Raw genomic sequence first — 23526 nt, 5'->3', positions numbered from 1 at the left:
ACACGATAGAAGTAGTGTTTGCTTGCTTATATAAAGAAGTAAAAACATAGATGAATAAAGCGGCCTTGGGCCGCTTTATTTTTATCGGTCGCTTCAATTGCTATCCTGACTTGGTCCATTGACCTGCCTATCAAGCATGGGAAATTTCATTTTAGTTCATTCAAAACGTCACTTAACTGTCATTTGTTGAGCATAACTTGAGCCTTAACTGAATAAGGATTGTTAAGGAGATCGTATGCGTACTATCGAACCTATTGTCCGCTGGGATGTGGCATTTTCTGTTTTCTGTTTAAACAACCGCTATGGCGGGCAACATGCAACGCTCAGTAAAGCCGTGTCTCATACTGGAGATGGACACCTTTATGTTTTGATTGCCTTGATTGCACTGCTGGCCGATAGCAACACCGGTCGAGACTTTCTATTGGTGGGCTTAACCGCCTTCGCAATCGAGTTGCCTATTTACTGGTTTGCCAAAAACACCCTCAAGCGACGCAGACCAGCTGAATTCTCTTCACTGCTTCACTCTCATATTGTGCCATCCGATAAATACAGCCTGCCTTCAGGGCATTCCGCTGCTGCTTTTGTTATGGCGACCTTAATTGGACATTTCTATCCGAGCTTGTACCTCTTTAGCTTGGTGTGGGCAACTGCGATTGCAGGCTCTCGAATCCTGCTCGGAGTGCACTTTTTAACGGATGTATTGATTGGCGCAGCCTTGGGCATCGCTTGTACTAGCCTCGCTATCAGCTTCATTCTGTAATTATTTTGATGGCAACCACTGCCGAGTTTAAGTGGCAAACTTAAAGGAACATGCATGAAAATTTTATATGGCGTACAAGGCACAGGGAATGGGCACATCGCTCGAGCGAGAGCAATGGCCGTCGCTTTTCGTCAGCAAAATATTGATGTCGACTTTCTGTTCTCAGGGCGAGACGAGAGCAAATACTTCTCGATGGAAGCGTTTGGCAACTATCAGACTCGCAGCGGCTTAACTTTTTACAGCGAGCAGGGGCAGGTTAAATACGGCAAAACATTCATGAAGAACAACATCTGGCGATTTCTCCGTGAGATTAACCAGATCGATCTTACGCCTTATGACTTAGTGATTAATGATTTTGAGCCTGTGACGGCATGGGCGGCTAAGAGGCAAGGTGTGCCATGCATTGGGATAAGCCATCAGAATGCATTTCGTTATGATGTACCCAAAGAAGGAGGGAACTGGATTGAACATTCAGTGATTCAACATTTCGCCCCAACCGAGCACTCTATTGGCTTACACTGGTATCACTTTGAACAGCCGATTTTGCCGCCTATCGTTCACACGCTGGTTGGTGATCAACAAACAAAAACAACACAAGATTTTACGTTGGTCTATTTGCCATTTGAGGATCTTGAGTCGATCTCAGAGCTGCTGATGAAGTTTATTTCTCACAACTTTGTCTGTTACCACCCGGATGTGATTGAGCATAGCCGAGTTGAAAATATTGAGTTCAAACCACTCAGTCATGCGGGCTTTCAATTCGACCTCAATCAGTGCTCTGGTGTAGTCGCAAATGGCGGCTTTGAATTGCCATCTGAAGCCCTCACTTTGGGGAAGAAATTGCTTCTCAAACCACTCGAAGGGCAGTTCGAACAACAGAGCAATGTGGCGACGCTAGAGGCTCTTGGATTAGCTCAAACCATGACCTTTTTAGATGCGGCAATCTTGCGTGCTTGGCTCAGTGAAAAACAGGCCGAAGTGGTCACCTATCCAGACGTGGCAAGTGCACTCGTTGAGTGGGTATTAGCAGGGAATTGGTCTAATCAAGATGATTTAAGAAAGCAACTTTGGGACAAGGTCGACTTTCCAAGTTATGCATCGCTCACCTAACTCATAAGTACTATTTCTGAATTGACTGGTTGAATAATTCACGAGTTCAATAAATTGTAACAAATGTAACCAAACGATAGAACAGCTAAATAAGTCGAAAGGAAACTCATAAGTGACGCGTTTTATGTTTTTTTATAACTATATAAACAATTGATTTTTATGTGTTATTTAATCATTAAGGTAAAATAAAATTATTCTTTATCAATCTTGTTGGTAGCTCGAGATGTAGTGGTTAATAGTAATGTCAATCCGAAAAACATCGGTCTGATAAATATAAGAATTAGTGGTTATCTATTCTCATACCATTACCAATTTAACGCTGTCGAACCGACAAGAGGCAACTTGAATGTTAGATAAAAAAGACGCAATGAGTGCTATTGCAAGCTACAGAATGGAAAGCACACTTCGTGGAGTCGACTTAAATCTTTTAACTGTATTTGATGCAGTTATGCAAGAGCAAAACATTACACGTGCAGCTCACAATCTGGGTATGTCTCAGCCTGCTGTAAGTAACGCTGTTGCTCGTCTAAAAGTGATGTTTAACGACGAACTATTCATGCGTCAAGGTCGTGGTATTCAACCGACTCAACGTGCTCGTCAGTTGTTTGGTCCAATCCGCCAAGCGCTACAATTAGTACGCAACGAACTACCAAGTTCTGTGTTCTCTCCAGAGTCGTCTTCTCGCCTGTTCAAACTAGCGATTTGCAGCCCTTGTGACATGCGTTTTGCTCCTAAGATTATGTCGACAATCAACGACCAAGCACCGAGCGTTAAACTGCACATGGATGCTGAATTCGATCGTCAACTTTCTGAGCGTATGCGCTACCAAGAAATCGACTTCGTTATTGATTACGCTCGTTTTGATGAGCAAGGCTTCTCAAGCACTGAAATCTTCCAAGACGAATTAGTTGTGGTTGCTTCTGCTTCTCACCCACGTATCAACGGTGAAGTTTCTGCGGCAGAGCTGCTTAATGAAAAGCACGCGAAACTGTCTCGCATCCACGGTCAACGTAGCTTCTCTGAGCAAGCTTACCGTGACCTAGATTGCACGCCTTTCTACGAAGGTACGAGCTTGAGCAACGTTCTTTACGTTGTAGGCCAATCTGAACTAGTAACAATTGCTCCTCGTTGGATGGTAGAACATGCAGCAAACAAAGAGCAGCTTCAGATTCTAGATTTCCCATTCGATAATGCGGCGATTTCTGGCTTCCTAAGCTGGCACGAATCAAGTGAAAAGGATAAAGGACACATTTGGTTACGAGATCAGTTAATGATGATCTGTGGCGAAGTAGTGGCACTTAACTAGACACTAATCCCTATGATTTATAAGCCCTAAGCTAGGAGTCTGGCTTGGGGCTTTTTTATGCGCGCTATTTTAGTAGGTAGAAAACTTAGCGTTAGACGTACTATTACTGATAACTTTGAGCTTCATCAGTTGCCTTTTCCATGATCAGAGGTACACTTGTGCGCTCAAAAAAGCTTACAGGTGTAAGCCAAAGGTAAAGAGATGGCCAATTTAGATTTTCATATCGTAAAAAGACTTCGTGACCAAATTGCCCAAGGCGGCAACCGTACAGCTTTGAAGCACAAAGTAGACAATGTATGGCAAGGCATTAGCTGGGAACAGTTTGGACAACAAATCGATACGCTTTCATTAGCACTGTTGGCTCAAGGACTGAGAGTTCAGGATAAGATCGGTATCTATTCGAACAATATGCCTCAATGGACCGTGGCAGATTTTGCATCGTTACAAGCACGCCTTGTGACTGTGCCGATTTATCCAACGAACACAGCAGCACAGTCTTCTTACATCATCCAAAATGCAGATGTGAAGATCTTATTCGTTGGTGAGCAAGTTCAATTCGATGCGGCGGTTAGCCTGTTTGAAGAGTGCGAACAGCTAGAAGTTGTTGTGGCTATGTCTGATGACATCGACCTACAAGGACACAGCTTTGCCGTCTCTTGGAATGACTTCATGACGCGTGGCGTTGAAGCACAACAAGCTGAACTTGACGTGCGTCTTGCTGATGCAAGCATGGACGACCTACTAACTCTTATCTATACCTCTGGTACTACAGGTCAGCCAAAAGGCGTAATGCTTGATTACACCAACATTGGCTACCAGTTAGAAGGCCACGATGAGCGCCTTAGCTTAAGCAAAGACGATGTCTCATTGTGTTTCCTACCGTTATCACACGTATTTGAGCGTGCTTGGACGTTCTATGTCCTTTATAAAGGCGCAACCAACTGCTATCTGCAAGACACGATGCAAGTACGTGATGCGCTAAGTGATGTGAAACCTACCGTAATGTGTGCGGTTCCACGCTTCTATGAGAAGATTTTCTCTGCGATTCACGAGAAGGTATCTAAAGCACCATTTATTCGTAAAGTGCTATTTACTTGGGCGGTGAACATGGGAGCAAAGCTTTCAGTTTGTCACCAAGAAGGTCGTACTCCATCGTTGATGCTGAAGAAGAGCCATGCGCTAGCTGATAAGCTGGTGCTATCTAAACTGCGTGCTCTACTCGGCGGTAACATCAACTTCATGCCATGTGGTGGCGCGAAGCTTGATGAGACGATTGGTCGCTTCTTCCATGCTATCGGCATCAACGTAAAACTTGGCTACGGTATGACAGAAACTACAGCAACCGTATCTTGTTGGGATGACCGCTGTTTTAACCCAGATTCGATTGGTATGTCGATGCCGGGCGCAGAAGTGAAAATTGGTGCGAAGGACGAGATTCTTGTTCGTGGTCCAATGGTGATGCGTGGCTACTACAAGATGCCAGAAGAGACGGCTAAGACATTCGATGAGCACGGTTTCTTGAAAACCGGTGATGCGGGTCATTTTGATGAAAATGGTAACCTGTTCATTACTGATCGTATCAAAGAGCTGATGAAAACCTCTGGTGGTAAGTATATTGCACCGCAAGTGGTTGAAGGCGCGATTGGTAAAGATCACTTTATCGAACAGATTGCTGTTATCGCTGATACGCGCAAATTCGTTTCTGCGCTGATTGTTCCTTGTTATGACTCGCTAGAAGAGTATGCCAAAGAGCTTAATATCAAGTATCACGATCGCGTTGAACTTGTTAAGCATCACCAAATCGTCGAGATGCTAGAAAAGCGTGTGAATGACCTACAGCAAGAACTGGCTAAGTTTGAGCAAGTGAAGAAATTCAAACTGCTACCAAAAGCATTTTCTATGGATGATGGTGAACTGACACCAACTCAGAAATTGCGTCGTAAAGTTATCAACGATAAGTATCAAGACGAAATCGAAGAAATGTACAACGAAAAGCCTAAAGATAAGTAGTTTTCTGCTTAGATAAATTTTCAGTTGTTTAAAAATCCCCCTACGAATGTGATTGCATTTTTAGGGGGATTTTTTGTATCTAATGACACAGCATAATGTGCGAAAGCGCACACCAGTAAGCTCGTGGTTTATCGATAAATAGCGATCTATTGAAATATTAAGTGCTTTTTTTTATCTGTCATCCAGTGTTTAAAACTAGTTGTTAAGGTTGGTTTGGGTTTTATTTGATGCTTTGAGCTAATAGTTGGTTTTTTGGCATAGTTGCCGAATAACAGGTGTTAGACCAGATGATAATAAAGCGTTAAAGTTGTTTCGTATTACTGTTTGTTGTTATCACGACAGACAGCCATAGCCGAAAAAGTGGAAGTATTTCGAATTAGGCTACGAATAAGCCCTAGACTATGAAAAACCAGCCCAACATGTTCACCAAATATGATTGGAAACTGGTGAGGAGAGCAATATGACAACAAAACCTGAAACAGCCATGTCATCCGGCGCTGAAATGTTATCCGGCGCTGAGATGGTGGTGCAGTCTCTAATTGAAGAGGGTGTAGAACAAATCTTTGGTTACCCAGGTGGTTCTGTACTTGATATCTATGATGCGCTGCATGCTAAAACTGCTGAAATTAAACATGTATTAGTACGACACGAACAAGCCGCTACCCACATGGCAGATGGCTATACTCGCTCTACCGGTAAACCGGGTGTAGTACTTGTGTGTTCTGGTCCAGGTGCGACCAATACCGTTACTGGTATTGCAACCGCCTACATGGACTCAATCCCAATGATTGTTATTTCTGGTAACGTACCAAATAACCTTATTGGTAATGACGCCTTCCAAGAGTGTGACATCGTGGGTGTATCACGCCCGATCGTTAAACACAGCTTCTTAGTTAAGAAAGCGGAAGATATTCCTGAAGTCGTTAAAAAAGCATTCTATATTTCAACGACAGGACGTCCCGGTCCTGTGGTTATTGATCTTCCGAAAGACATCTTAAACCCACAAATCAAGCTTCCTTATGAATACCCAGAAACGATCAAAATGCGTTCGTATAACCCAACGGTTACGGGTCATAAAGGTCAGATCAAAAAGGCACTAAAAGCCCTTCTTGAAGCGAAGAAGCCGGTACTTTATGTCGGTGGTGGTGCGGTTATTTCTGAGGCAGATAAGCCGCTGTTAAAATTAGCAGAGGCACTGAATTTACCTGTGGTAAGCACCCTAATGGGGCTTGGCGCTTTCCCTGGCACCCATAAGAACTCTTTGGGTATGTTGGGCATGCATGGTTTGTATGAAGCTAATATGGCGATGCACAATGCGGACTTGATCTTTGGTATTGGCGTACGTTTCGATGATCGAACGACCAATAACCTAGATAAGTACTGCCCTGATGCGAAGATCATGCACATTGATATCGACCCATCTTCGATCTCTAAGAACGTAAAAGTGGATCTGCCGATTGTAGGTTCTGCTGAAAAGGTTCTAGAGAGCATGGTGAACTTGCTCGTTGAGCAAGGCGGCACTAACGATGCAGAAGCGATTGAAAGCTGGTGGAGTGAAATCAAGCAGTGGCAAGAGCGTGATTGCCTAGCTTATGAGAAATCGTCTGAGCGCATTAAACCTCAACAAGTTATTGAAACACTGCATAAAGTAACCAATGGCGATGCCTATGTTGCTTCTGATGTAGGTCAACACCAAATGTTTGCTGCTTTGTACTACCCGTTTAACAAGCCACGTCGTTGGATTAACTCTGGTGGTCTAGGCACGATGGGCTTTGGTCTGCCAGCTGGTATGGGCGTTAAGTTTGCTAAGCCAGACGAAGAAGTGGTTGTGGTAACCGGTGACGGCAGTATTCAAATGAATATCCAAGAGCTGTCGACTGCGCTGCAATACAATATCCCGGTTAAGATTATTAACCTTAATAACCGTTTCCTCGGCATGGTAAAACAGTGGCAAGACATTGTTTATCAAGGCCGTTACTCTAACTCATATATGGACTCTGTTCCTGATTTTGCTGCTATCGCTGAGGCTTATGGCCACGTTGGTATGCGCATTTCATCTCCGGATGAACTGGAATCAGGTTTGGAAAAAGCACTAGCGATGAAAGACCGTTTGGTATTTGTCGATATTAGTGTGGATGACACCGAGCACGTATACCCAATGCAGATCAAAGGCGAGGGTATGGATAACATGTGGCTAAGCAAAACGGAGAGAACATAATATGAGACACATTATTTCACTACTAATGGAAAACCAACCTGGTGCGCTTTCTCGTGTGGTTGGCTTGTTTTCTCAGCGTGGCTACAACATCGAGTCTTTGAACGTATCTCCAACCGATGATCCGACGCTGTCTCGTTTGAACGTAACCACTAACTCGAGCGAAATGCAGCTTGAGCAGATCCAGAAACAGCTACATAAGCTAATCGACGTACTTAAAGTACAAGAAGTGTCTGAACTTGAGCACATTGAGCGTGAGCTGTTGATGGTTAAAGTACGTGCGAGCGGCTTTGCTCGTGCAGAAGTGAAGCGCACAGCAGATATCTTCCGTGGTCAGATCGTTGATGTCACGGCTTCTCAATATACGGTTCAAATGGCGGGTACGAGCGAGAAACTGGATGCCTTCATTCAGGCACTGTCTGAAGTGACGGAAGTGCTTGAAGTAGCTCGAAGTGGTGTTGTTGGCATCGCACGAGGCGAACGTGCGTTGAAAGCCTAGACGATAAGTCTTTAAAAAATAACTTTAAAGCCGCTTTTTTAAGCGGCTTTTATTTTGTTAATTTTTTAGAGTGCTATAATCCCGCGCTGCACTTCCATTCATTTGAGTTAGCAATGCGAAATAAAAAATCAATAATTACATTGCTGATTATCTCTATCATATTGTCTTCTGCAGTATGTCTGTATTATTTGCAGCGTTACAAAGAAGTAAAACAGCAGAGTTTTGACTACTCAGCTAAGCAAGCTGTTCATCAGTTGGTGTATGCCAAGCGAGATTATGATCTTCTCAAGACTCAGTTAGTCTCGGTAATGGAGCTACTCAGTCATAGCCAGAGCTTGGTTAACTTTGCTTCTTCTCCCTCAGACCAAACTAAACATTTACTTGAAGAGGTCTGGCAATCTGTTCTCGTGAACCAGAAGTGGTATACACAAATTCATCTGTTAGATGTCACTGGCAAAGAATTGGTGCGTGTTAACTATTCCTCTGATACCGGTAGGGTGACGTTACCCAAGCAACTGCAAGATAGGTCGGATTCTAACTACTTCCAATACGCTCAAAAACTAGAAGCCGAACAGATTGGCGGTTGGGGTATTGAGCTTGAAACGGAGTATGGTGAAGTCACCTTCCCTTATTCGCCGGTAATTCGTGTTTTTACCCCTGTAGAAACCCCTGACAAAAGAGTAGGCTATCTTGTTATCAATCTCGATGTATGGGGCCTATCGTCGCGTCTTAGTTTTTCACCAGATAACGATCTTAGAGCAGAAGTTCTCAATGAAGCGGGCTACTTCATCGCGAGTAACAACAGCGGTAAGTTGTTCGGAGACTCTATTCCTGAAAGAAAAGGCTACAACCTGAAAAGTATCGCGCCGAAGACGTGGGATGCGATCTCCAATGATCAGGTGGGATACGTTTTTGAAGATGGTAATTTGTTTGCCTTTAACACGGTTATGCTCGCGAACAGTCAAAAGGTCCATTTACTGATTCAACTTAATCAAAAGCAACTGATGGATCGGGCTGAGCGTGATCTAGGTGATTTGGCCCATGAAGAGATCATTGTTCTGATTACGGTGCTGATATTAGCTTTCCCGTTTGCTTACCTGGTGACGCACTACCGACGCCGAAGCCTAGAGAGTAAATTGGCACGCGCCGCATTGAATGGTATGTCGGCAGTGATGATCTCTGATAAGCAGCACCGCACAATGATGATCAACAACGAATTTGAGAACATGACTGGGTACTGCAAAAAACAGGTGATCGGTCAGAATGCATTGCAACTGTTGCTTGAGAATACCGACCAAGTGCTCTCAAGTTCGGCTATTTGGAGTCATTTAGAGCAAGAAGAAGTATGGGAAGGGGAAGTTCAGTGTAAGAACAAGCTGCGTATTCCTTTTACTGCGATCATGCGAGTGCATGCGGTCAAAAACAATTCGGGCAAAGTCAGTTACTACATCACCTCGTTGGTTGATATTTCCGTAAGGAAGGAGCTAGAGGTGCGTTTGAGGATCTTAAGTGAACGTGACTCTTTGAGTAACCTCTGGAACCGACGAAAATTCGAAGAGCAGCTGGCTTATTATTCTCGCTTAGTTGAGCGTTACCCGAACGAAGCGACCACTTGCTTAGCCTTAGTCGACATCGATAACTTCAAGCGAATCAATGATGAACTTGGCCACGACGAAGGTGACCGTGTGATCGCTGGTGTTGCTAAGCTTCTGCAAGATAGCCTTCGTGGGACGGACTTTGTTGCACGTGTCGGAGGAGAAGAGTTTGCACTCTTGATGCCACACACCTCATTGCCGGAAGCAAAACGCGTATTGGATCGCTTACGAATCGAGATTGAACTAGCGGCCGGAACTAAGGTAACAGTGAGTGTTGGCTTTACGGATTTAACCAGTAACAGCACTCGCTCATACAAGTGTGCGGATGTTGCGCTTTACGAATCTAAATCCTCTGGCCGTAATACGGTCTCTATGTGTCCTAGCTACGATGATGTCGCTTAGGTTCGCTTCTATCTAGTCCTGCCTTCTATTTGCTTCACCTCTTCAAGTCGCGCCCCGACTCCTTTTTCCTTTCCCTCTTTTTATTAGGAATCTCACTTTTGAGCGACCTGTGTCACAAAATCTATACAGTTAGACTAAAGTCTAATGTTGGTGGAAATTTGAGCTAAAATGAACGGTAAGTAAACTACTTTGCTTCAGATTACATCGTGTAAAACGATGTAATAAATAGAGTGTTTACCAGATGTAAAAGGATGACACCGTTAACTTAATTCAGCTGGTTAGCTAGCCTTATTAATAACTTGAAAGGCAGCAGTAGAATTAGGTTAGCTGGAGCAAGAGTTTGGGGATCATACAGTCTGGTTAAAAGAGGCGTGGTATGTTTGTCGATTTTTTAGTGAGGTTAACCATAGGCACATTAGCCATTCTTGGCTTTCAGCTTAGTGCATTGTATTTTTTACCTATGGTTGTGCTACTCAATACTCACCACAAAGAGTTTTTTGGGTGGTAGTTCAGTCGTGGTACTGGAGACAAAAAAACGGAGCCGTTGGGCTCCGTTTTTATTTGGTTAGAATCTATCTTGGCATCATGCCGCTTCGATAACTTCTTCAATTCGTTTCATTGAACCTAGTAAGTGTTGATCAAGTAGTTCTGTTGCTTGTTCTACATTCTTAGAGAGTACTAGTTTCATGATCATTTCATGCTCATCAATATTGAACAGATCATCAGATGCGCTTTCTGCAGACATAGCGAGGAAGCGGTAACGTTTCACTTGGTTAATTAGGTCATCAAAGAACTTAAACATGTTCTCTGAGTCTGCACCTTCAAGCAGTGCGACATGGAATTGCTGGTGGCGCTCTTCCCATTCAACACAGTCAAACTCTTCAGATACGTACTGTACTCGCGACAGTTTATGGTAAGACGTTAATACATCCAGTTCCCAGCTCTCATCACCCGCTGAAATCGCTTTTTTAAGCAGAACCGATGATACAACACGAAGGCTTTCGTATAGGTCATTCAGTTCTTTCTTTGATACAGGAGATACCCAACAGCCTTTTTGTGGCTCTAGCTTTACGTATTTGCTCCAAGATAACTGTACCAAGGCTTCGCGAATAGGTGATGCGCCGACGTTGTAGCGTGCTTTTAGATCTGCAACAACGAGCTTTTGGCCTGGGGTTAACTCACCATTAAGAATATCTTGGCGAATCATCTTTGATACTTTGTCAGTGAGCGTAGGACTAGACATTACAAACCTCATCTATATATGATTTCTAGTCTGCTAATCCGTCTCTTAGAAAGAGCCAATTGGAAGTTAACAGTACGTAGTTCTATTGTGATTGATAATACAGCGTACTGAAAAGTTAGGCAAGATTTTGTTTCATAAAAAAAGAGGGCCGAAGCCCTCTTTTATATTTTATGCGAATCGGTTCATTCTTATAGAACGTGAACAGATGCCGTGTTTGTAGTACCAGAAGCTACTAGAGCACCAGAAACCATAACTACGATATCACCTTTGTTACCTAGGCCAGATTGTAGAGCGATTTCTTTACCGTTGATGTAGAACGCGTCTGTGTTCTCGATAGAGTCAACAAGAACTGGCTTAACACCTTTAGTAAGAACTAGCTGTGCAGCTGTCTTTTCGTTAGTTGTTAGAGCTAGGATGTTTGCAGTTGGGAAGTACTTACGTACTGAACGTGCAGACTTACCGCCTTCAGTTGCAACAACGATTAGAGGAGCAGCTAGCTTCTCAGCTGTGTCTACAGCGCCTTTACATACTGCTTCAGTGATGCGTAGACGTGGGCTGTCTAGACGAGAACCTAGCTCAGCTTTAAGAGCTGAATCAGTACGGTTCGCGATTTGAGCCATGATAGTAACAGCTTCAACTGGGTACTTACCTTTAGCAGTTTCACCAGAAAGCATTACTGCATCAGTACCATCCATGATTGCGTTCGCAACGTCACCCGCTTCAGCACGAGTTGGACGTGGGTTGCTGATCATAGAGTCAAGCATTTGAGTTGCAGTGATAACCATCTTACGTGCACGGTTACACTTCTCGATCATCATCTTCTGAGCGAAGATTACTTCTTCAGCTGGGATTTCAACACCTAGGTCACCACGAGCAACCATGATGCCGTCAGAAGCTTCAAGGATTGAATCGAAGTTATCTACACCTTCTTGGTTTTCAATCTTAGAAATGATGTGGATGGTCTCGCCGCCGTTAGCGTTTAGAAGCTCACGGATTTCTTTAACGTCTTCTTCTTTACGGATGAAAGAAGCAGCAACGAAATCTACGCCTTGCTCACAACCAAACTTAAGGTCAGCTTTGTCTTTCTCAGAAAGAGCTGGAAGTTGAACAGAAACGCCAGGAAGGTTAACACCTTTGTTTTCGCCTAGAGCACCGTTGTTAAGAACTTTACACTTAACTTCAGTTTCTGTTGTTGCGATAACTTCCATTTCGATTAGGCCGTCATCAACAAGGATAGTGTTACCCGCTGTTAGGTCTTTAGCGAAACCTAGGTAAGTTACTGCTACTACGTCTTTGTTACCAACAACTGTTGCGTCAGTTGTGAAAGTGAACTCTTGACCAGCTACTAGATCTACGTCGTTACCATCTTCAAGTTTGATAGTACGGATTTCTGGACCTTTAGTATCTAGAAGGATAGCAAGTTGCTCACCTTTGTTTTCCATTACTTTACGGAAGTTCGCGATACGAGTGCCGTGCTCTGCGAAATCACCGTGAGAGAAGTTAAGACGCATAACGTTCATGCCAGCATCTACTAGTTCAGTTAGCTTCTCTACAGATTCAGTTTTAGGGCCAATCGTACATACGATTTTGGTCTTTTTCATGGAAGGTACTCTCCGGTAAGTATTGTTACAATTTGAAATTTATTTAAGTTCTGAAGATTGGTCCGCTACATCAACATTTTGTGCCTGTTGTGTAAAAGCGCGGGACTTCCAATATGTCCTTCAGAGTTGTAAGTCTTTCATCAATTTTAGTCATTTTATGACTAAAAGATTTTGATTCAATATCGGTTTTATGTGACTTACCCCACTATATAGGGGGTAAGTTGCAAAAAAATAACAGTCAGTTTTGTAATTTTTTTTCTTTTCGGGTGCGGATTCTACCACCTAATGAGTTCAATATCACTGCTTAACAATTGTCTTAGGACAAGGTTTTATCGCTATTTATTAATTTTTTGGATCGAAATAAATGGACTAAATAGTTTCGTTGTAACTATAATATGTTTCATATCGAAACTTAATGGCCTTTTTTAAATGTCGAAACGAAACACCCAGCTCAGAAGACATGCAATTTCTAACCTAGTGAATGAAAAGGGGGAGGTTAGTGTTGATGAATTATCCGCTAAGTTCGAAACCTCAGAGGTCACTATTAGAAAGGACTTGGCGTCTTTAGAGAAAAACGGTCAGCTTTTACGCCGTTATGGTGGTGCGATTTCGTTACCGAAAGAGGTTGTCAACGAAGAACTGGGTCAAAAAGTTTCGACTCGAAAGGTTTCATTGGCAAAAGCCGCTGCAAATTTAATTCGCGACCATAACCGTATCGTGATCGATAGTGGCAGTACTACCGGTGCCCTAATTCAGCAGCTTAATGCTAAGCGTGGCTTGGTTGTGATGACCAACTCATTGCACGTCGCTAATGCGCTTAATGAGCTTGAAAGCGAGCCGACGTTATTAATGACTGGCGGCACTTGGGATACCCATTCGGACTCTTTCCAAGGCAAAGTCGCAGAGTCGGTGCTCCGCGCTTACGATTTTGACCAACTATTTATCGGGGCAGATGGTATCGACCTTGATAGAGGCACAACTACGTTTAACGAACTGGTTGGCCTGAGCAAAGTAATGGCTGAAGTGTCACGAGAAGTGATCGTGATGGTTGAGTCGGAAAAAGTGGGACGAAAGATCCCGAACTTAGAGCTGGCATGGGAACACATTGACATCTTAATTACCGATACAGACTTGGGCGAAGAATCTAAAGCAAGTATCGAATCACATGATGTTCGCGTGATCCTGACTGATCCAGCGTAAAAACAAATTAAAATATTATGCATTTACCTTCCTATAATTGATCTTAATAAAGATATGGCCTTTGCTTGCTGCCAATAGGAATAAAAAAATTGATGGAGTGAAACTATGTGTGGAATTGTTGGTGCAGTAGCACAGCGTGATGTAGCTGAAATTTTAGTAGAAGGCCTTCGTCGCCTAGAATACCGTGGCTACGATTCAGCAGGTGTCGCTGTAGTCGATACTGAATCTAACCTAACTCGTGTGCGCCGCCTTGGTAAAGTACAAGAGCTAGCAGACGCAGTCGATCAGCAACATGTGATTGGCGGTACTGGTATCGCTCATACACGTTGGGCGACGCACGGTGAACCATCTGAAGCGAATGCACACCCACATATGTCTGGTGATATTGCAGTTGTACACAACGGCATTATCGAAAATCACGAAGCACTGCGTGCTCTTCTTCAAGAGCGTGGTTATGTGTTTACTTCACAAACGGATACTGAAGTTATCGCTCACTTAGTTGAATGGGAACTTCGCACTTCTGATTCATTGGTTGAAGCGCTTCAAAAGACAGCGAAACAATTAGACGGTGCATACGGCACGGTGGCGGTTGATCGTAAAGATCCTAGCCGTATTGTTGTGGCTCGTTCTGGTAGCCCGATTGTTATCGGTTTCGGTGTTGGTGAGAACTTCCTAGCATCTGATCAATTGGCACTACTAAGTGTAACTCGTCGCTTCATGTACCTTGAAGAAGGTGATGTTGCTGAGGTAACTCGTCGTGATGTTACGGTATTTGATGTAGCGGGTGAGCGTGTTGAACGTGACATCGTTGAGTCAAATGCAGAACACGATGCGGGTGATAAAGGTCAATACCGTCACTTCATGCAGAAAGAGATCTTTGAACAGCCAACAGCGTTAATCAACACGATGGAAGGTCGTATCTCTGACACCTCTGTAATCACTAATGCAATCGGTGTTAAAGCTGAAGAGATCTTAAGCAAGGTAGAACACGTGCAGATCATCGCATGTGGTACGTCTTACAACTCAGGCATGGCAGCTCGTTACTGGTTTGAGTCTCTAGCAGGCGTAAGCTGTGATGTAGAGATCGCTTCTGAGTTCCGTTACCGTGATTTCGTTGTTCGCCCGAACAGCCTTTTAGTGACTCTGTCTCAGTCTGGTGAAACGGCTGATACGCTTGCTGCACTTCGTCTTGCAAAAGAGAAGGGTTACATGTCAGCAATGACCATCTGTAACGTAGCAGGTTCTTCGCTTGTTCGTGAGTCTGATTTTGCCTTTATGACTCGCGCAGGAACGGAGATCGGTGTTGCTTCTACGAAAGCGTTCACAACTCAACTAGCCGCGATGCTGATGATGGTAACGTCAATTGGTCGTCTACAAGGTCGTATCAATGAAGAGAAAGAAGCGGAAATCGTTCAAGCACTTCACCAACTGCCTGCTGATATCGAGAAAGCACTCGCGTTTGATAAAGAGATCGAAGCGTTAGCACCTGACTTTGCTGATAAGCACCATACTCTGTTTTTAGGTCGTGGTGAGTTCTACCCAATCGCGATGGAAGCATCTCTTAAGCTGAAAGAGATCTCTTACATCCACGCAGAAGCATACGCTGCTGGTGAGCTTAAGCACGGTCCTTTGGCGCTTATCGATGCAGATATGCCTGTTGTCGTTATTGCGCCAAGTAATGACTTGCTAGAAAAGCTGAAATCAAATGTTGAAGAAGTACGTGCTCGTGGCGGTCTGTTGTATGTATTTGCAGATGAAGCTGCTGGTTTCGAAAGCGATGAGAACATGAAGATCATCAAGATGCCTCACGTAAGTGAAGTAACAGCACCTATCTACTACACAGTACCAATGCAGCTGCTGTCTTACCATGTCGCGCTAATCAAAGGTACCGACGTTGACCAACCTCGTAACCTAGCGAAAGCGGTAACGGTTGAGTAATCGACAGCTTATCTAAGAAATAGATAATAAGAAGCCCATCCTGTGATGGGCTTTTTTATGTCTGTTACTTAAAGCTGTAGCGTCATTAAGCGCTAAGTGCTTGCTCTAGGTCAGCCAAGATATCGTCAATGTGCTCGATACCTACTGAGAGGCGAATCATCTCTGGTGATACACCGGCTTGCTTTTGTTCTGCTTCGCTTAGCTGACGGTGTGTTGTAGAAGCAGGGTGGCAAGCCAGAGACTTGGCATCACCAATGTTCACTAGGCGCTTGAAGATTTGTAGCGCGTCGTAGAAGCGGACACCAGCTTCATAACCGTCCTTCAAGCCAAAAGATAGAATAGCCGATGGCTTACCCTGCATGTATTTTTCAGCAAGCGGGTAGAATTCCGAGCTAGGCAGACCAGCGTAGCTTACCCAACTGACTTTTTCGTGTTGGCTGAGGTATTCTGCCACTTTCAATGCATTCTCTGTGTGTCGCTCCATACGTAACGACAATGTCTCCAAGCCTTGCATCAACATGAAAGCATTCATTGGCGACAGTGCTGCACCTGTATTACGTAGGGGAACCGTTCTAGCTCGACCAATAAATGCAGCCTCACCAAAGGCTTCGGTATAAACCACACCATGGTAAGAAGGCTCTGGCTGATTAAACACAGGGAAGCGATCTTTGTGTTCTGTCCATGGGAATTTACCTGAGTCAACAATCACGCCACCTAAGGTTGTACCGTGACCACCCACGTATTTGGTGAGCGAGTGCACCACGATGTCAGCACCAAAATCGATAGGTTTACACAGCACAGGCGTCGCCACCGTATTATCAACAATCACAGGCACACCTTGTGCGTGAGCAAGTTCTGTAACACGCTCTAAGTCGATAATATTACCTGCTGGGTTACCAATACTTTCACAGTAAACCGCCTTAGTTTTTTCATCGATCAGTGCCGCTAAGCTTTCTGGTTTGTCGTCTTTAGCAAAACGAACTTCAATTCCTTGGTTTGGCAGCATGTGAGCAAATAGGGTGTAAGTACCACCGTAAAGCTGAGGCGTTGAAACAATGTTGTCACCGATTTGTGCCAAGGTTTGAATCGCGTAGTTGATCGCAGCACTGCCCGCACTTACCACTAAGCCTGCAATCCCCCCTTCTAAGGCTGCCATGCGTTTTTCTAACACATCATTGGTTGGATTCATTATCCGTGTGTAGATATTACCCGGCACCGCAAGGTTAAACAGGTCGGCGCCATGTTGTGCGTCATCGAATTCGTAAGCGACGGTTTGGTAAATAGGTGTGGCAACCGATTTGGTTGTTGGATCAGTTTCGTAGCCGAAGTGAATCGAGAGTGTTTCGTCTTTCATGTTTCTTCCCTGAACTATTGAATGATTTGTGTACACTCATATTGCCGATTTTTTTATAAAAGAAAAGTATGCTTAGTCACAGAGAGGCAATTGGAATTGTGTGCGGGACGATTCGTTATTGGTTAGGAAGTGCAGGGCGTAAGTTGTACAGATATAGAAAAGCAAAAAGCCAGAGCAGCATGAACTGTTCTGGCTTTTCTAATTTGGTGGCCCCTCCCAGATTTGAACTGGGGACCGAACGATTATGAGTCGTGCGCTCTAACCACTGAGCTAAGGGGCCGTAGGGCATAGATTATAGGGGAAGCGTTCAATGGTGTCTAGACACTATAAGGGGCAATTCCGCTTACATCTTAGCCACTTAAATCACACAGATAAAAAAAAGGTGAGCCAACGCTCACCTTTTCTTATTTATGCTTAAAAGCTAACCACACTTGAGTGTGCGATTACTCGTCTAGGAAGCTACGCAGAGTTTCTGAGCGGCTTGGGTGACGAAGTTTACGCAGTGCTTTTGCTTCGATCTGACGGATACGTTCACGAGTTACGTCGAACTGTTTACCAACCTCTTCAAGAGTGTGGTCAGTGTTCATGTCGATACCGAAACGCATACGCAGTACTTTAGCTTCACGAGGTGTTAGGCCTGCAAGAACGTCTTTAGTTGCGCCGCGTAGGCTTGTTGCCGTTGCAGAGTCTAAAGGTAGTTCTAGCGTTGTATCCTCGATGAAATCACCTAGGTGCGAATCTTCGTCGTCACCGATTGGTGTCTCCATTGAGATTGGCTCTTTAGCGATTTTCAGTACTTTACGGATCTTGTCTTCAGGCATTTGCATGCGTTCAGCTAGCTCTTCCGGAAGTGGTTCACGACCCATCTCTTGTAGCATTTGACGAGAGATACGGTTTAGTTTGTTGATCGTTTCGATCATGTGAACCGGAATACGGATAGTACGAGCTTGGTCGGCAATCGAACGAGTGATTGCTTGACGGATCCACCAAGTAGCGTAAGTAGAGAACTTGTAACCACGACGGTATTCAAACTTATCTACGGCTTTCATCAGACCGATGTTACCTTCTTGGATTAGATCCAGGAATTGTAGACCACGGTTTGTGTACTTCTTAGCAATCGAGATTACTAGACGTAAGTTCGCTTCAACCATCTCTTTCTTCGCACGACGAGCTTTCGCTTCACCGATAGACATACGACGGCTGATATCTTTGATACTTTGAACAGTAAGAGACGTTTCACGTTCGATCATATCCAGTTTTTGGATAGAGCGACGGATGTCGTGCTCGTTACGTTTGATCTTTTCTGCGTATGGCTTGTCTGAAGCAAGAACTTCATCCAACCATGCTTCGCTAGATTCGTTGCCAGTAAATAGAGCAATGAAAGATTTCTTCGGCATTTTGCCGTACTCAACCGTTTGACGCATGATTAGGCGCTCTTGAGTACGTACGCGATCCATAGAGTTACGCAGTTCGTTTACTAGGTAATCAAACTGTTTTGGTGTTAGACGGAACTCTTTGAATACGTCTTGCATCATTGTCGTTGCAAGCGTTGCTTTCGGGCTTTCATGGCCGTACTCGTTGATCGCTAGCTGACGGTTCTGGTAGCTAGTACGAAGCGCTGTGAACTTCTCAAGAGCAAGCTCAGGATCGATACCTGTATCTTCTTCTTCCTCTTCCTCGTCGTCTTCAGCGTCTTCTTTGTCTTCGTCTTCCAGATCAGTTTCAGCAAGTTCTGAACCGATGTGAGTCGCCGTTGGCGCAGCTGTGCCATCGTCGTCAGGGTCAACAAAGCCATTGATTAGGTCTGTTAAGCGAATCTCTTCTGCTTGTACGCGGTCAAACTGTTCCAAGATGTATGGAATAGTGCCTGGGTACTCAGCAACCGATAGTTGAACTGTATTGATACCATCTTCAATACGTTTCGCAATGTCGATTTCGCCTTCACGAGTCAGTAGTTCAACCGTACCCATTTCACGCATGTACATGCGAACTGGGTCAGTAGTACGGCCAATCTCGCTTTCTACGCTTGAAAGCGCAGCAGCTGCAGCTTCGGCTGCATCTTCATCTATATTGGCATCGTCATCATTAAGTGCTAGATCATCAGCATCAGGTGCAGTTTCAACTACCTTGATACCCATGTCGTTGATCATTTGAATGATGTCTTCTACCTGTTCAGAATCCACGATTTCTGCAGGTAGGTGGTCGTTTACTTCGGCGTAGGTCAGATAGCCTTGTTCCTTGCCTTTAATAACAAGTAATTTAAGCTGTGACTGCGGATTTTGATCCATAGATGATATCCAACTTCAGGTCTGGTGAAGGACGTTGCATTCTCAAATGCAAACCAATTATGTTAACAAATTTATTAAATGCTGACTAATCAAACAGGGTTACGCTTTTAGATCTAGCATTAAAGCTAGTAGCTCCCTTTTTTCTTCGGCTGATAAACCGACGCTTCTTGCTTTGGCCTGCAGGTTTTCAATTTGTTTTTCAACGCACTGGGCAAGTATGTTGTCCAATGAGTCTAAAAATATGTCTTCTTGATTGTCTTCGTCGAGGGGGATTTCCCAGCTCGCGAGACGAGACAGAAGAGCCTCATGTTTATTGTGTCGCCAATGCTCTAATAATTGGCCTGTGTTGATATGGGGATGCGCGTGGCATTTATCAAGTACTTCGACGAATAAACTTAGTCCAGGCAACTGTAAGCCTTTGACACTTGATAAATCCGGTACCATATCAGCATAGCTCGGATTTTGGATAAGCAAAGCGATAACTTCACGCATTGGAGTGCGCTTGAGCTCTTTATGCGGTTGAGGTGTCGGGTTCTGTGTATGAACACGCGCACGTCGCAATTGGTTATCAAATCCAGTTCGCTCATCGAGCAGTTTTTCGAGCAATTCTTGGAAGTAACTGTCAGGAATTTTGTTAATCAAGGCGCTGGCGTGTGCACGCAGTGCTGATTTACCTTCGGTTGTTCCCAAGTTTAACTTGTGTATTTCAATCAGGTTATCGAACAAATAGGTCGAAAGCGGCGTCGCATTGTGGACTAGCTGTTCAAAAGCGGCTTTACCATGCTCTCTAATATAGCTGTCTGGGTCTTCACCGTCGGGCAAGAACAGAAACTTAAGCGTGTTACCGGTTTTCAGATACTCAAGTGCGTTTTCTAGTGCGCGCCATGCGGCCTCTTTACCTGCTCGGTCACCATCGTAACAACAAACCACAGTGCTGGTCTGACGGAACAACATTTGAACGTGGTCGCCAGTTGTCGAGGTGCCCAGTGATGCTACTGAGTAATCGACACCATATTGCGCGAGAGCCACGACATCCATGTAACCTTCAACCACAAGAATTTGCGGCGGTTCACGGTAGGCTTGCAGCACTTCATAAAGGCCGTAAAGCTCTTTACCTTTATGGAAGATAGGCGTTTCTGGTGAGTTGAGATATTTTGGAGTGCCGTCTTCTAATACACGACCACCAAAACCAATCACACGGCCACGACGATCGCGAATCGGGAACATTACGCGTCCACGGAATCGGTCGTATCGGTTACCTTTATCGTTCTCAATTAACATGCCGCCAGTCACGAGCATGTCTTGGGCTTCTTTCTGTTGGCCAAAGTTCTTACGAATTAAGTCCCACTCATCGGCCACATAACCAATACCAAACTTCTGGACGATCTCGCCCGAAAGGCCACGATTCTTTAGGTAATCAATCGCAGGTTTGTTGGCTGATATTTTCAGTTGAGAGCGGTAAAAATTACTGATGCCACCCATCAAATCGTAGAGGTTACGTTTTTGTTCGCTGTTGGCTCTTGGTGCTGTTGATATCTCGCCGCTGCGCTGTTCTCTAGGAACATCGAGGCCTAAGAAAGAGGCTAGCTCTTCAATAGCTTCAACAAAATCGAGACGTTCGAACTCCATAATGAAGTCGATAGCATTACCGTGTACGCCACAACCAAAGCAGTGATAAAACTGTTTTTCTTGGCTTACGCTAAAAGAAGGGGTCTTTTCGTTGTGGAATGGGCAACAAGCACCATAGTTTTTGCCTTTTTTCTTAAGTTTCACGCGTGCGTCCACAATGTCGACAATGTCGAGACGCGCTAGGAGATCATCGATGAAACTACGCGGGATGTGTCCTGCCATAAAACCTTAGAAAAATGCACTAACTGAGAGTGTGGATAATAATAGTTTGAATAGGTTACAGATACAAACAAGCCGTGCGTTCCGAAGGATTGCACGGCTTGTTGCAATTTGATTTGGGATTAAGCGAGTTTAGAACGAACTAAACCACTAACTTTACCCATATCTGCACGCCCTTGAATTTGTGGTTTCAAGATAGCCATTACTTTACCCATGTCTTGCATGCCCGCTGGTTGAGCTTCGGCGATTGCGCTATCAAGTAGTGCAATAACTTCTTCATCAGTTAGCGGTTGAGGCATAAAGCCTTCAAGTACCGTAATTTCTGCTTTTTCCACGTCAGCAAGATCTTGACGATTTGCCGATTCATATTGAGCAACAGAATCGCGACGTTGCTTAACCATTTTAACTAATACAGCAAGAATGTCGTCGTCGTTCAGAGTGATCCGTTCGTCAACTTCACGTTGCTTAATTGCTGAAAGAGCTAAGCGGATAGTGCCAAGGCGCGGTTTGTCCTTGGCTTTCATCGCTAATTTTTGCTCTTCTTTGAGTTGTTCAATAAGAGCCATAACTCAGTCCTTATGGATTAAGTTATTAGTACAGGCGAACGCGACGTGCGTTTTCGCGAGCTAGCTTCTTAGCGTGACGCTTTTGAGCTGCTGCTTTAGCGCGTTTGCGAACTGTAGTTGGCTTTTCGTAGTGCTCGCGACGGCGAACTTCAGAAAGGATACCTGCTTTTTCACAAGAGCGCTTGAAACGACGTAGTGCAACGTCGAACGGTTCGTTTTCACGTACTTTAACTATTGGCATATGCCTTTCACCTCAGGGGTTATTCATTATCGCTGGCCACTCAGTACCAAATCAGAGAAGTTACCCATCGAGCTAACTCTCTATTTGCGTTTGGCCATTAACCAGCTTGATCAAAAATGGTGCGGAATTTTAATCCGATCACAGTGGCTTTGTAAAGCACTTTGTCGATTATAGTCTGTACAATATTTGTTTGAAGAGCTTAGGCAGGGTAATATTGCGCTAATTTCCCATTTTAGACGAAAGCGTGCCGAGAAAATTATGCGCATTATTGGTATTGAAACCTCTTGTGATGAAACAGGAATCGCGATTTATGATGATGAGCAAGGGCTGCTTTCTCATCAATTATATAGCCAAGTAAAGCTGCACGCCGATTACGGTGGTGTGGTGCCTGAGCTAGCTTCGCGTGACCACGTGAAAAAAACAATTCCTCTTATTAAAGCGGCATTGGCTGAAGCTAACCTAACGTCGAAAGACATTGATGGTGTGGCTTACACAGCTGGCCCTGGTTTAGTGGGTGCTTTGCTTGTAGGTGCAACGATTGGTCGCAGTATTGCTTATGCGTGGGGCGTGCCTGCTGTGCCTGTTCACCATATGGAAGGTCACCTTCTTGCGCCAATGTTAGAAGACAACCCTCCTCCATTCCCATTTGTGGCTCTGCTGGTTTCTGGCGGGCATACCATGATGGTAGAAGTGAAAGGTATTGGTGAATACCGAATCCTTGGTGAATCGATTGATGATGCAGCGGGTGAAGCGTTTGATAAAACCGCGAAACTGATGGGCTTAGATTACCCTGGTGGTCCACTGCTATCTCGTTTGGCGGAAAAAGGCACTCCGGGCCGTTTTAAGTTCCCGCGCCCAATGACCGATCGTCCGGGTTTAGATATGAGCTTTTCTGGTCTGAAGACGTTCGCAGCGAATACCATTCGTGATAACGATAATGATGACCAAACTCGCGCTGATATCGCTTACGCGTTCCAAGAAGCCGTTTGTGCAACCTTAGTAATCAAGTGTAAGCGTGCCTTGGTTGAAACGGGCATGAAACGTATAGTGATTGCTGGCGGTGTAAGTGCCAACAAACAACTGCGTGTTGAGCTTGAGGCATTGGCTAAGAAAATCGGTGGTGAGGTGTACTACCCACGCACTGAGTTCTGTACAGATAACGGTGCGATGATCGCTTATGCGGGCATGCAGCGCCTGAAGAATGGCGAAACGGCTGATTTGTCTGTTCATGCCACACCGCGTTGGCCTATTGACCAGCTAGAGCCAATTGCGTAATTGACTATAGTGTTTCGATAAACGGTCGCCTTGTGCGGCCGTTTTTATATCCTAGCTTACCGACTGTATGTCGAT

Annotated in this window: 17 protein-coding genes and 1 tRNA gene; 10 read left to right on the top strand and 8 right to left on the bottom strand. The window is 44.5% G+C overall.

What is annotated here, in order from left to right:
• Positions 1–235: 235 nt before the first annotated feature.
• The 7 genes from A142_RS03535 to A142_RS03505 all read left to right on the top strand — a co-directional run bounded on the left by A142_RS03535 (position 236) and on the right by A142_RS03505 (position 9897).
• A complete protein-coding gene (locus A142_RS03535) occupies positions 236–760 on the top strand; it encodes a phosphatase PAP2 family protein (RefSeq protein ID WP_017068816.1) in 525 nt (174 codons plus the stop codon).
• A 54-nt stretch (positions 761–814) separates the two neighbouring features.
• The gene (locus A142_RS03530; protein ID WP_019826890.1) at positions 815–1870 is read left to right on the top strand and encodes an MJ1255/VC2487 family glycosyltransferase; all 1056 of its coding nucleotides are present in this window, start codon (positions 815–817) and stop codon (positions 1868–1870) included.
• A 346-nt stretch (positions 1871–2216) separates the two neighbouring features.
• Positions 2217–3176: a transcriptional regulator LeuO gene (gene leuO / locus A142_RS03525; protein ID WP_019826889.1), complete on the top strand. Its 960-nt coding sequence runs from the start codon at positions 2217–2219 to the stop codon at positions 3174–3176.
• Between the two features lie 201 nt (positions 3177–3377).
• The gene (locus tag A142_RS03520; RefSeq protein ID WP_019826888.1) at positions 3378–5186 is read left to right on the top strand and encodes an AMP-dependent synthetase/ligase; all 1809 of its coding nucleotides are present in this window, start codon (positions 3378–3380) and stop codon (positions 5184–5186) included.
• A gap of 460 nt (positions 5187–5646) precedes the next feature.
• On the top strand, positions 5647–7404 hold the full coding sequence (locus tag A142_RS03515) for an acetolactate synthase 3 large subunit (protein ID WP_019826887.1): 1758 nt from the start codon (positions 5647–5649) through the stop codon (positions 7402–7404).
• Position 7405: 1 nt separating this feature from the next.
• A complete protein-coding gene (gene ilvN / locus A142_RS03510) occupies positions 7406–7900 on the top strand; it encodes an acetolactate synthase small subunit (protein WP_008219984.1) in 495 nt (164 codons plus the stop codon).
• Positions 7901–8013: 113 nt separating this feature from the next.
• Positions 8014–9897, top strand: coding sequence for a sensor domain-containing diguanylate cyclase (locus A142_RS03505; RefSeq protein WP_019826886.1), 1884 nt, complete (start codon positions 8014–8016; stop codon positions 9895–9897).
• A 583-nt stretch (positions 9898–10480) separates the two neighbouring features.
• Here A142_RS03505 and A142_RS03500 read toward each other — a convergent pair.
• Complete coding sequence (locus A142_RS03500; protein ID WP_019826885.1) at positions 10481–11152, bottom strand: GntR family transcriptional regulator; 672 nt, start codon at positions 11150–11152, stop codon at positions 10481–10483.
• Between the two features lie 176 nt (positions 11153–11328).
• A complete protein-coding gene (gene pykF / locus A142_RS03495; protein ID WP_019826884.1) occupies positions 11329–12741 on the bottom strand; it encodes a pyruvate kinase PykF in 1413 nt (470 codons plus the stop codon).
• Positions 12742–13170: 429 nt separating this feature from the next.
• On the opposite strand from pykF, the gene A142_RS03490 reads away from it, so the two are divergent.
• Together A142_RS03490 and glmS are read left to right on the top strand one after the other, a co-directional pair.
• Positions 13171–13941, top strand: a complete 771-nt coding sequence (locus tag A142_RS03490; protein WP_019826883.1) for a DeoR/GlpR family DNA-binding transcription regulator — start codon at positions 13171–13173, stop codon at positions 13939–13941.
• Between the two features lie 105 nt (positions 13942–14046).
• Entirely contained in the window at positions 14047–15879 is a 1833-nt protein-coding gene (gene glmS, locus A142_RS03485) for a glutamine--fructose-6-phosphate transaminase (isomerizing) (protein WP_019826882.1), read from the top strand.
• An 85-nt stretch (positions 15880–15964) separates the two neighbouring features.
• Here the strand turns inward: glmS and A142_RS03480 are convergent, their stop codons facing one another.
• From A142_RS03480 to rpsU, 6 genes are all read right to left on the bottom strand, one after another.
• A complete protein-coding gene (locus A142_RS03480) occupies positions 15965–17233 on the bottom strand; it encodes an O-acetylhomoserine aminocarboxypropyltransferase/cysteine synthase family protein (RefSeq protein ID WP_019826881.1) in 1269 nt (422 codons plus the stop codon).
• Between the two features lie 204 nt (positions 17234–17437).
• Positions 17438–17513: transfer RNA gene (locus A142_RS03475), tRNA-Ile, on the bottom strand.
• Between the two features lie 163 nt (positions 17514–17676).
• Positions 17677–19521, bottom strand: coding sequence for an RNA polymerase sigma factor RpoD (gene rpoD / locus A142_RS03470; RefSeq protein WP_017061407.1), 1845 nt, complete (start codon positions 19519–19521; stop codon positions 17677–17679).
• A gap of 99 nt (positions 19522–19620) precedes the next feature.
• A complete protein-coding gene (dnaG, locus tag A142_RS03465) occupies positions 19621–21372 on the bottom strand; it encodes a DNA primase (protein ID WP_019826880.1) in 1752 nt (583 codons plus the stop codon).
• Positions 21373–21491: 119 nt separating this feature from the next.
• A complete protein-coding gene (locus A142_RS03460; RefSeq protein WP_017069475.1) occupies positions 21492–21935 on the bottom strand; it encodes a GatB/YqeY domain-containing protein in 444 nt (147 codons plus the stop codon).
• 25 nt (positions 21936–21960) lie between these two features.
• The gene (rpsU, locus tag A142_RS03455; protein WP_004396009.1) at positions 21961–22176 is read right to left on the bottom strand and encodes a 30S ribosomal protein S21; all 216 of its coding nucleotides are present in this window, start codon (positions 22174–22176) and stop codon (positions 21961–21963) included.
• Between the two features lie 258 nt (positions 22177–22434).
• Here rpsU and tsaD point away from each other — a divergent pair, with 258 nt between their 5' ends.
• Positions 22435–23451: a tRNA (adenosine(37)-N6)-threonylcarbamoyltransferase complex transferase subunit TsaD gene (gene tsaD / locus A142_RS03450; RefSeq protein WP_019826876.1), complete on the top strand. Its 1017-nt coding sequence runs from the start codon at positions 22435–22437 to the stop codon at positions 23449–23451.
• Positions 23452–23526: the final 75 nt, after the last annotated feature.

Source organism: Vibrio splendidus 12E03 (genome assembly GCF_000272105.2).
GTDB classification, from domain to species: Bacteria; Pseudomonadota; Gammaproteobacteria; order Enterobacterales; family Vibrionaceae; genus Vibrio; species Vibrio splendidus_I.
This window is presented reverse-complemented; position numbering and strand designations above follow the sequence as displayed.